Annotated in this window: 7 protein-coding genes; 3 read left to right on the top strand and 4 right to left on the bottom strand. The window is 65.1% G+C overall.

The window, feature by feature from the left end:
* Window positions 1–187: 187 nt before the first annotated feature.
* Both DXK21_RS12625 and DXK21_RS12620 read left to right on the top strand, forming a co-directional pair.
* Entirely contained in the window at window positions 188–1,807 is a 1,620-nt protein-coding gene (locus DXK21_RS12625) for an FMN-binding glutamate synthase family protein (protein ID WP_114818139.1), read from the top strand.
* 275 nt (window positions 1,808–2,082) lie between these two features.
* Window positions 2,083–3,621, top strand: a complete 1,539-nt coding sequence (locus tag DXK21_RS12620; protein ID WP_114818132.1) for a Fic family protein — start codon at window positions 2,083–2,085, stop codon at window positions 3,619–3,621.
* A gap of 88 nt (window positions 3,622–3,709) precedes the next feature.
* On the opposite strand, the gene DXK21_RS12615 is transcribed toward DXK21_RS12620, so the two are convergent.
* Window positions 3,710–5,032 (bottom strand): tyrosine-type recombinase/integrase, encoded by a 1,323-nt coding sequence (locus DXK21_RS12615; RefSeq protein WP_162790667.1) that lies wholly within the window; start codon window positions 5,030–5,032, stop codon window positions 3,710–3,712.
* Between the two features lie 420 nt (window positions 5,033–5,452).
* On the opposite strand from DXK21_RS12615, the gene DXK21_RS12610 reads away from it, so the two are divergent.
* A complete protein-coding gene (locus tag DXK21_RS12610) occupies window positions 5,453–6,013 on the top strand; it encodes a hypothetical protein (RefSeq protein WP_114818130.1) in 561 nt (186 codons plus the stop codon).
* On the opposite strand, the gene tgt is transcribed toward DXK21_RS12610, so the two are convergent.
* The 3 genes from tgt to queA form a co-directional block, all read right to left on the bottom strand.
* Complete coding sequence (gene tgt, locus DXK21_RS12605; protein WP_114818138.1) at window positions 6,010–7,125, bottom strand: tRNA guanosine(34) transglycosylase Tgt; 1,116 nt, start codon at window positions 7,123–7,125, stop codon at window positions 6,010–6,012. The two genes, DXK21_RS12610 and tgt, sit on opposite strands and share 4 nt — an antisense overlap.
* A 263-nt stretch (window positions 7,126–7,388) precedes the next feature.
* Window positions 7,389–7,859, bottom strand: a complete 471-nt coding sequence (locus DXK21_RS12600; RefSeq protein WP_114818129.1) for a hypothetical protein — start codon at window positions 7,857–7,859, stop codon at window positions 7,389–7,391.
* A complete protein-coding gene (queA, locus tag DXK21_RS12595; protein ID WP_114818128.1) occupies window positions 7,856–8,962 on the bottom strand; it encodes a tRNA preQ1(34) S-adenosylmethionine ribosyltransferase-isomerase QueA in 1,107 nt (368 codons plus the stop codon). The genes DXK21_RS12600 and queA overlap by 4 nt, the downstream gene beginning before the upstream one ends.
* Between the last annotated feature and the right edge of the window lie 42 nt (window positions 8,963–9,004).

The following is a 9,004-nucleotide window of genomic DNA, read 5'->3' as shown; positions in this document are numbered from 1 at the left end:
TCCTCGTCGCTTCAATCCGCTTGTGGGTCAGGCACTTTGTCCACACCACCTAGGCCAGACGACGGCGCGCCGTGCGGGCGTCGTCGGGGAAGCTGACGCTGGTCTCGGCGCAATCCAGCCGCCATAGTTGCGGGACTATGAGACCCGGCCGAGCATTCGGGTCGCTGGCGACAGGGACCTCAGCAACATGCGGTTAAATCAGTATTCGGCCTTTGGCCTCTGCATCCTCGTTCTCATCGTCGGCGTGGCGTTGGCCCTGTATTATCCGTGGCTGTGGTTTGTGCCCGTGATCGCCGGCGCGCTGGTCCTGCTGGGCGTCGTCGACCTGATCCAGCCGCAACACTCGATCCGCCGCAACTATCCGGTCCTGGGCCACGTCCGCTGGTTGGCCGAGATGGTCCGACCGGAAATCCGGCAGTATCTGATTGAGGCCGATCAGGAGGCTGCGCCCTTTTCCCGCAACCAGCGCTCGCTGGTCTATGCCCGGGCCAAGAAGGAAGGTTCGGAACGATCGTTCGGCACCCAGATGGATGTCTATAGCGTCGGCTATGACTTCATGGGCCATTCGATCCGGCCCGCGCCCGCTGCGGACCCCGCCACCTTCCGCATCCTGATCGGCGGCGACCAGTGCGCCCAGCCCTACTTGGGCTCGGTTTTCAACATTTCGGCCATGAGCTTCGGTTCGCTCAGCGCCAACGCCATCCGCGCCCTGAACAAGGGCGCGGCCATGGGCGGGTTCGCCCATGACACGGGAGAGGGCGGCTATAGCCCCTATCACCGCGAAAACGGCGGTGACATCATCTGGGAGCTGGGCAGCGGCTATTTCGGCTGCCGCACGGAGACCGGGGCCTTCGACCCCGAAAGGTTCGCGGCCCAGGCGGCGAACCCCCAGATCAAGATGATCGAAATCAAGCTGAGCCAGGGCGCCAAGCCGGGCCACGGCGGGATACTGCCCGCTCAAAAGGTCAGCGCCGAGATCGCGGCCACGCGCGGCGTGCCCATGGGGCAGGACTGTGTCTCTCCCGCAAGCCACAGCGCCTTTTCGACCCCGCTGCAGATGATGGAATTCATCGCTCGCTTGCGTGAACTGTCGGGCGGCAAGCCGGTGGGCTTCAAGCTGTGCATCGGCCAGCCGTGGGAGTTCATGGGCATCGTCAAGGCCATGCTGGCGACGGGCATCCGTCCCGACTTCATCGTCGTCGACGGCGGCGAGGGCGGCACCGGCGCGGCGCCCGTGGAGTTCACCGACCATCTGGGCACGCCGATGCGCGAGGGTCTGCTGTTCGTCCACAATACGCTCGTCGGCGCCGGCCTGCGCGACCAGATCCGCATCGGCGCGGCCGGCAAGATCACCAGCGCCTTCGACATCGCCAGCGTTCTGGCCATAGGCGCTGACTGGGCCAATGCCGCGCGCGGCTTCATGTTCGCCCTTGGCTGCGTCCAGTCTCTGAGTTGCGGCACCAACCGCTGCCCCACCGGGGTTGCGACCCAGGACCCCCTGCGCCAGCGCGCCCTCGTCGTGCCGGACAAGGCCGAGCGGGTGCACCAGTTCCACCGCACCACCCTGAAGGCCTTGTCGGAAATGCTGGCGGCGGCGGGCATCCGCCACCCCAGCGACCTGCGCCCCCACCATCTGGCGCGTCGCATCAGCCAGACCGAGATCAAGCTGTTTTCACAGCTTCACGTCTTCCTTCGCCCGGGCGAACTCCTGACTGGCGAAGAGGGCCGCAGCTTCTATTCCGAGAGCTGGCGCCTGGCCCGGGCCGACCGTTTCGATCTCGAAGAGCCCGCGACAGCGCGGGTCTAGCAGGGCGGCCCCACGGTTTGCCAATCTACGTTCTTGAACGCCGTCCCAACGGGTTGATTTTGGTCTTGGGCATCGGACCGAAACCGTCCTGGAATTTTTAATGACATAAAAAGCGAAATTTGGCGCAACAAGAAAAGCGAAATTTAACGCAGCCAAAAAAGCGAAATATAAAACGACATTAAAAGCGAAATTTGATACAGCATAAAAAGCGAAAAATAGCGCGTAGCTTGATTCAGCGATCGAAGCGCACGTTTTGGACGAAGGACGCAGACCCCTTGGCCACGCCGCAGGAAAAGCTAGCTGACGCCCTGGAGGCGCTGCACGCGCTTCAGGAGCAGGGGCGAACCGTCATTCGCACGCAGGATCTCACGCGGGTTCAGCGCGAACGTCTCACCAGGCAGGGTTTCATCCGCCCGGTCATCAACGGCTGGTACATTCCGGCTCGTCCAGACGAGACTGTTGGAGAAACCACCGCCTGGTATGCCTCCTACTGGGATTTCGTCAGCGCCTATCTGGAAGACCGCTTTGGAGACGCCTGGTCGCTTTCCCCGGAACAATCCCTGCTGCTGCATGCAGAGCAGTGGAGGGTGCCTGAGCAGCTTCTGGTCCGGTCTCCACGTGGCCGCGGTCAGGTCACGCAGTTCATTCACGGCTCAAGCGTGTACGATCTCCGCTTGCCGGGGGCTCAGGACCGGGACCAGACGGTTCTGAGAAACCTGCGGGTCTACAAGGTGGAGGCGGCGCTCATCGCCGCTGGGCCCGGCGTCTACGCAACCCATCCGACGGAGATGAGGACCGTTCTGGCTGGCCAGCGCGATTTCTCCGCCGTGCTTGAGAGGCTGTTGAACGGGGGGCATTCCGTCATCGCCGGTCGCCTCGCGGGCGCGTGCCGAAATATCGGCCGTGATGGCGAAGCCGTCGAAATTCTCGAAACCATGCGCGCCGCCGGCTATGATGTCAGGGAGACCGATCCCTTTGCCGGACGATTGCCCGGCTTTGTCTATCGCCGTGACGAGCCGCCGGCTTCCCGACGGATCAGGTTGATGTGGCAAACCTTGCGGGACGACATACCCGCGCGTTTTCCGGCGCCTGCCCACCAAGCCGTCGCCCCCAGGGACTATCTCCAGGCGGTGGAGGACCTCTACGTCACCGACGCCTATCATTCGCTCTCGATCGAGGGCTACCGGGTCGATGCGGCCCTGATCGATCGGGTGCGGCGCGGAGACTGGAATCCCGAGTCAAATGATGAAGACCGTCGGCAACGCGACGCTCTGGCGGCAAGGGGCTACCATGACGCCTTCCAGGCGGTGAAAGCCAGCGTCGCGCGGGTGCTGGAGGGCCAGAACGCCGGGCGCATCGCCGATGAGGACCATAGAGGCTGGTATCGCCAACTCTTCGGTCCGAGCGTCACGGCCGGGCTTATTCCTGCCGGCGCGCTCGCCGGTTATCGCAACGGGCCGGTCTATATTCGCGGGTCGCGCCACACGCCGCTGAACCCTGATGCGGTGAGAGACGCCATGGGGACGCTATTCGAACTGCTCGATGAAGAGGCCGAGCCCAGCGTGCGCGTAGTGCTGGGTCATTTCATCTTCGTCTATATTCACCCCTATCTGGACGGGAACGGCCGGATGGGGCGGTTTCTGATGAACCTGATGTTCGCCTCGGGCGGCTATCCGTGGACCGTCATCCCGGTTCAACGGCGTCAGGCCTATATGGCTGCGCTGGAACAGGCGAGCGTCGATCAGAACATCGGCCCCTTCGCCGACTTTCTTGCAGGTCTGATTGGAGAGACGCCGCCCGCCGCTCCGGCATGATAGGTTGCGGGTCGATCATTCCTGAAGGCGTCGGGTCAGGCTGCTCGTTGGGGGAGGGGCTTGCGCGAGCGCGTCACATCTCGAAGTCTCAGCCAGGAGAGCTTGGTGCATTCAGAGGCTGCTTGGCCACTATCTCACCGACTAACACGCTCCATGCTGCCAGCGCTGATCGCTTCTCCGCCATGAAATCATAGAGGGCGTAGGTCGACAGGGTGACGGCGGCGGCTCCGCCCTTTTCGCTCGTGTGATTGAGGATTCGACCGATGACGAAAGGTGAGATCCGCAGGCGTTCGCTCGCCATGCTGGTCGCCGCCGTGCGTCTCAGGTCATGCGGGGTCAGGGCGGGCAACGAAAGAGCGCTTCTCACATCGCGCAGGGCGCGGCTCAATGCGGCGGGCGTCAGGGATTTCTCACGGTCCCAGCGGGCAGGGAAGATAAACTGCGTGGGTTCGTTGACGAGGGTCATGGCCTCCCGAATGAGCGCCACGGCCCCCGGCGACAGCGGCACCAGCGTAGGTCGGCCGTTCTTGGTTCTCGATCCCGGTATGGTCCAGACCGCCTGTTCGAGGTCGACCTCCGCTCGGGTCATGCATGCGACCTCGTGGCGGCGTTGCAGGGTGAGCAGCAGCAGCTTGATCGCAATGCCGACCGGACGGCTGACGTAGACGCGCTGGTTCTTGCGACGTGCGCTTTTCGCGCACGTCAGCGCAGTGGGGTCATCCAAGGCTCGCCAGATCGCGCCGATCTCCGCATCGCGCAATACGCGTTCACGAGGGGACTCGTCACCCAGGGCCGGCACTCTTGCGACAGGGTTCGCGGTTACGGCTTCGGCCTCGAGGATCGCGTAGTTGAACATCTGACGGATCTGGGCGCGGACTCGATTGGAGCTCGTGTCCTGGCCCTTTGTGATCAGCGCGCGCAGGAGCGTCTTGATCGCGGCTGGAGTGACGTCCTCAAGGCGAAGCGACCCCAGGGCCGGCTCTATGTGCTTGGTCCAAAGCCATTTCTCGCCAGCGATCGTGGACGCCCGCTTGCGCTTTCCGCGCGGCTTCCATTCGCCGCGCTCGGTGGCCTCGAAATAGGCGAGGCTGAGGTCCCGAAATGTCTTGATGGTTTGGGAGCGGCGCTCGACCTTCTTGCGGCGCTTCTCTCCTGCGGGATCCACCCCATCCAAGGCCTGAAGGCGAGCTTGAGCGCAGCGTTTTCGGGCATCGGCGAGCGAAAGGTCGGGGTAGAGGCCCAGACTGAAGCGGCGCTCGTCGCCGTCTTCCGTCCGGTAGCGGATCGCCCAGGTTTTTCTCCCCGTCTCGCTGACTCTCAGCATGAGACCCGCGCCAATCGGGTTTTCATCATAGATCTCAATGCGTGCCCTGGCCGGCGCGACGACCGAAGCGACGAACTTGTCTGTCAATCTGACTTTGGGCATCCGACGAGTATGCCAGATTTGTCTGTGTCCCAAAGCGATTTGGGACACATATGGGACACAGAAAGCAGAAGCAGCCTGAACACCCCTGACGATATTTGAATTTGAAAATCTAATAAAAACAGTGAGTAATGGATTCTCGTGAAATGGCCTGAAACCCAATGAAATCAATATTTCGTCTGACTTTTAATCAGAGGGTCCTCGGTTCGAGCCCGAGGGGGCGTACCATCTCCCCTTTTTTCTGAAACGCTGTGCCCGGCTGCGGACGACCGCTGGCCGCCGCTGGGTTCTGTTCAGGCAGTTTCAGGGAGACCGGCCATGGCGCAATCTCCACACCCGCCCGAACCGCACCGAGGTCCATAGAGGCGTGAGTCTTCACCATGGGCGCGGGGCGTGGTCTAAGGCCGGATGCGCCATATCGCCCTTGCCGTTTCCGCCGTCTCCCTTTCGCTTGTCCTGGCTGGATGCAACGCCGGCGCCTCGGCGCGCGGCGGGGTGGAGCAGGTCGGCGCGGGACTGGGTGACGCCGTCACGGCGCCGCTGGATGATCTGAACCTGCGGCGTCAGGAAATCCCGACGGTTCTGCTACAGGCGGAAAGCAATCCCTATGATCTGCGCAATCTGAACCACTGCCGCACCATCGCCGCCGAGATCGCGCGGCTGGACGAGGCCCTGGGGCCGGATACGGATGCGCCGCCGTCGCAGGACGGTTCCTATATGAGCGAGCGGGCGGCGGACGCCGCCGCCGCGGCTGCGCTCGACGCGGTGCGGGATACGGTGACGGACTTCATCCCGGCGCGCAGCTGGGTGCGGCGCCTGACCGGCGCGGACGCCCACAGCAAGCATGTGCAGTCGGCCATTCAGGCGGGGCTGCGCCGTCGCGCCTTCCTGAAGGGCGTAGGGATGCAGCGCAACTGCGCCCCGCCGGCGGCGCCGGCAGGGTTCGTGCCGCGCAGGGGCCGCAACTAGGCCTTGACGTGCCGGGCGCGGAAGTCGCGCCGGAACTGTTCAAACCGACCTTCGCTGATCGCCTCGCGCATGGCTGCCGTCAGGGCCTGGAAGAAGGCGATGTTGTGCCAGCTCAGCAGGATCTTTCCGAGGATTTCGTCGGCCCGGATGAGGTGGTGCAGGTAAGCCTTTGAATAGTCGTTCGACGCAGGGCAGGGCACGCCCATATCCAGCGGGTCCTGATCCTCGGCGAAGCGGGCGTTCTTGATGTTGATGGGCCCGTCCCAGGTCCAGGCCTGACCGTGACGCCCGGCCCGCGTCGGCAGGACGCAGTCGAACATGTCGACGCCGCGATAGACCGCCTCGACCAAGTCGATCGGCTTGCCCACGCCCATCAGATAGCGGGGGCGATCCTTGGGCAGGAACTCGGGGGCGTAGTCCAGGACCTCGCACATGGCTTCATGGCCTTCGCCGACGGCCAGACCGCCGATGGCGTAGCCGTCGAAGCCGATCTCTTGCAGCCGTTCCGAGGATTCCCGGCGCAGGTTCTCATAGGTCGAGCCTTGCTGGATGCCGAACAGGGCCTGAGTGTCGCGCGTGCCGAAGGCGTTCTTGGAGCGTTGCGCCCAGCGGGCCGACAGCTCCATGCCCTGACGGGCGCGCTTTTCCTCGGCGGGCCAGGCGACGCACTCGTCCAGTTGCATGACGATGTCGGAGCCGAGGCGGTCGGCCTGAATCTGGATCGAGCGTTCCGGCGTCAGGACGTGCTTGGACCCGTCGATGTGGCTGGAGAAGGTCACGGCCTCCTCGGTCAGCTTGGAAATGCCCGACAGGCTCATGACCTGGAAGCCGCCCGAGTCGGTCAGGATCGGCTTGTCCCAGCGCATGAAGTTGTGCAGGCCGCCGAGGCGTTCCATCCGCTCCGGGCCGGGGCGCAGCATCAGGTGATAGGTATTGCCCAGCAGGATGTCGGCGCCGGTCTGCTTGACCTGATCCACCGTCATCGCCTTGACCGTGGCGGCGGTGCCGACCGGCATGAAGGCGGGGGTGCGGATGTCGCCGCGCGGGGTCTTCAGCACCCCGGTGCGGGCGCGGCCTTCGGTGGCGTTGATCTGGAAGGGAAAGGGCAACAGTGAACTCCGCTCATCCCGGCGCGCCGGAATTTGTGAGTGCTCAACCACGGAACGGCGCGCCTGTCATCAGGCTTGGATGCGATCCTCCCTTGCTAAGCGGGGGAGGGGGACCATGCGGAGCATGGTGGAGGGGGCGGAACCAGCGTTGCGGCTAAAAATTCTGGCTTTGGTCATGTATCGCGGGGCCGAAGGTGCGTGCAGCCGCCCCCTCCACCGCTACGCGGTCCCCCTCCCCCGCGAACGGGGGAGGATGAAGTGCGGCCTCAGCCCCGCAGGCCTTCCAGCATTTCGGCCCGCAGCAGGTCCTTGGGGCGGCCGAACAGGCGGCAGGTCTCGATCTGCTCGTTGATCGAGGGGGTGAAGACGGTGAAGTCCTCCAGCACGATCGGCACGCGCGTCGAGAAGGTCACGGGAACCCAGTCGCCGCCGGCGCGCACGTCCATGTTGGCCATGACGTCCAGCGGCACCGGCGTGGTCAGGATCTGGCCGAAGACCTGTGAACGGAACAGGCCCTCGCCCGGATCAGGCGTGACTTCGCCGTGCAGGGCCTCGATCAGACGACGCGCGTCGCGCGGGCTGCACAGGACGTCGATGTCGGGCGCGCGCCAGTCGCGCAGGCCCCACAGCACCATGGCCGCGCCGCCGAAGATCCACCACGGGTCCTGCATCTCGCCCGCCGCCGAGGCGAGGATGTCGAGCGAGGCGGCGAAATCATCGGGCAGGTCGTCGGTCATGCGTCCTTCCTGAACAGCAGGCTCCCGTCGCCATAGGAATAGAAACGATAGCCGCTGTCGATGGCGTGAGCATAGGCGGCGCGCATGGTCTCCAGCCCGGCGAAGGCGCTGACCAGCATGAACAGGGTCGACTTCGGCAGGTGGAAGTTGGTCATCAGCACGTCGCAGGCGCGGAAGCGGTAGCCGGGGGTGATGAAGATGGCCGTGTCGCCGTGGAAGGGCTGGACCACGCCGGCCTCGGTCGTGGCGCTTTCCAGCAGGCGTAAGCTGGTGGTGCCGACGCAGACGATGTGCCCGCCGGCGGCGCGCACGGCGTTCAGGGCGGCGGCAGTCTCGGGCGAGACCTCGCCCCACTCGGAGTGCATCCTGTGGTCCGCGGTGTCGTCGGCCTTGACCGGCAGGAAGGTGCCGGCGCCGACGTGCAGGGTCACGGCGTGGGTGCTGACGCCGCGTGCGCGGATGGCGTCCAGCAGGGCGGGGGTGAAGTGCAGGCCCGCCGTCGGGGCGGCGACCGAGCCGTCGTAGGTCGCAAAGACCGTCTGATAGTCTGATCGGTCGCGGTCGTCCTCCGGCCGCTTGGCCGCGATATAGGGGGGCAGGGGCATGACCCCGACGTCGCGGATGGCGTCGTCCAGCGCAGGACCGGCGAGGTCGAAGCGCAGGGTGATCAGGCCGTCCTCGTCCTTGGCTTCGACGGTGGCGTCCAGACGCCCCAGTTCGCAAGCAGCGTCGTTGGTACGGCCAAAACGGATGCGGTCGCCCGGCTTGATGCGCTTGCCGGGCTTCATGAAGGCGGACCAGACGTCGGGGGCGTCGCGGTGGTGCAGGGTGGCCTCGACCTCGACGGTCAGGGTCTCGCCTTCCGGCCCCCCGACCACGGGATTGGGCCGCTGACGCACGCCCGACAGGCGCGCGGGGATGACGCGTGTGTCGTTGAACACCAGGGCGTCGCCCGGTTGCAGGAAGTCCGGCAGGTCGCGGATGATCCGGTCGTCCAGCGCGCCGTCCCTGACCACCAGCAGGCGCGCGGAATCGCGCGGCTCGGCGGGGCGCAGCGCGATGCAGTCATCGGGCAGGTCGAAGTCGAAATCTGAGGTCAGCATGAGGTGGGGCAAAGGCCATGCCCGCGCCGCCGGGTCAAGGCG

Origin of the sequence: Brevundimonas bullata, from assembly GCF_003350205.1 — a bacterium.
GTDB classification, from domain to species: Bacteria; Pseudomonadota; Alphaproteobacteria; order Caulobacterales; family Caulobacteraceae; genus Brevundimonas; species Brevundimonas bullata.
The sequence above is the reverse complement of the archived record's forward strand: the minus strand, read 5'-3'. Positions and strand labels throughout refer to the sequence as shown.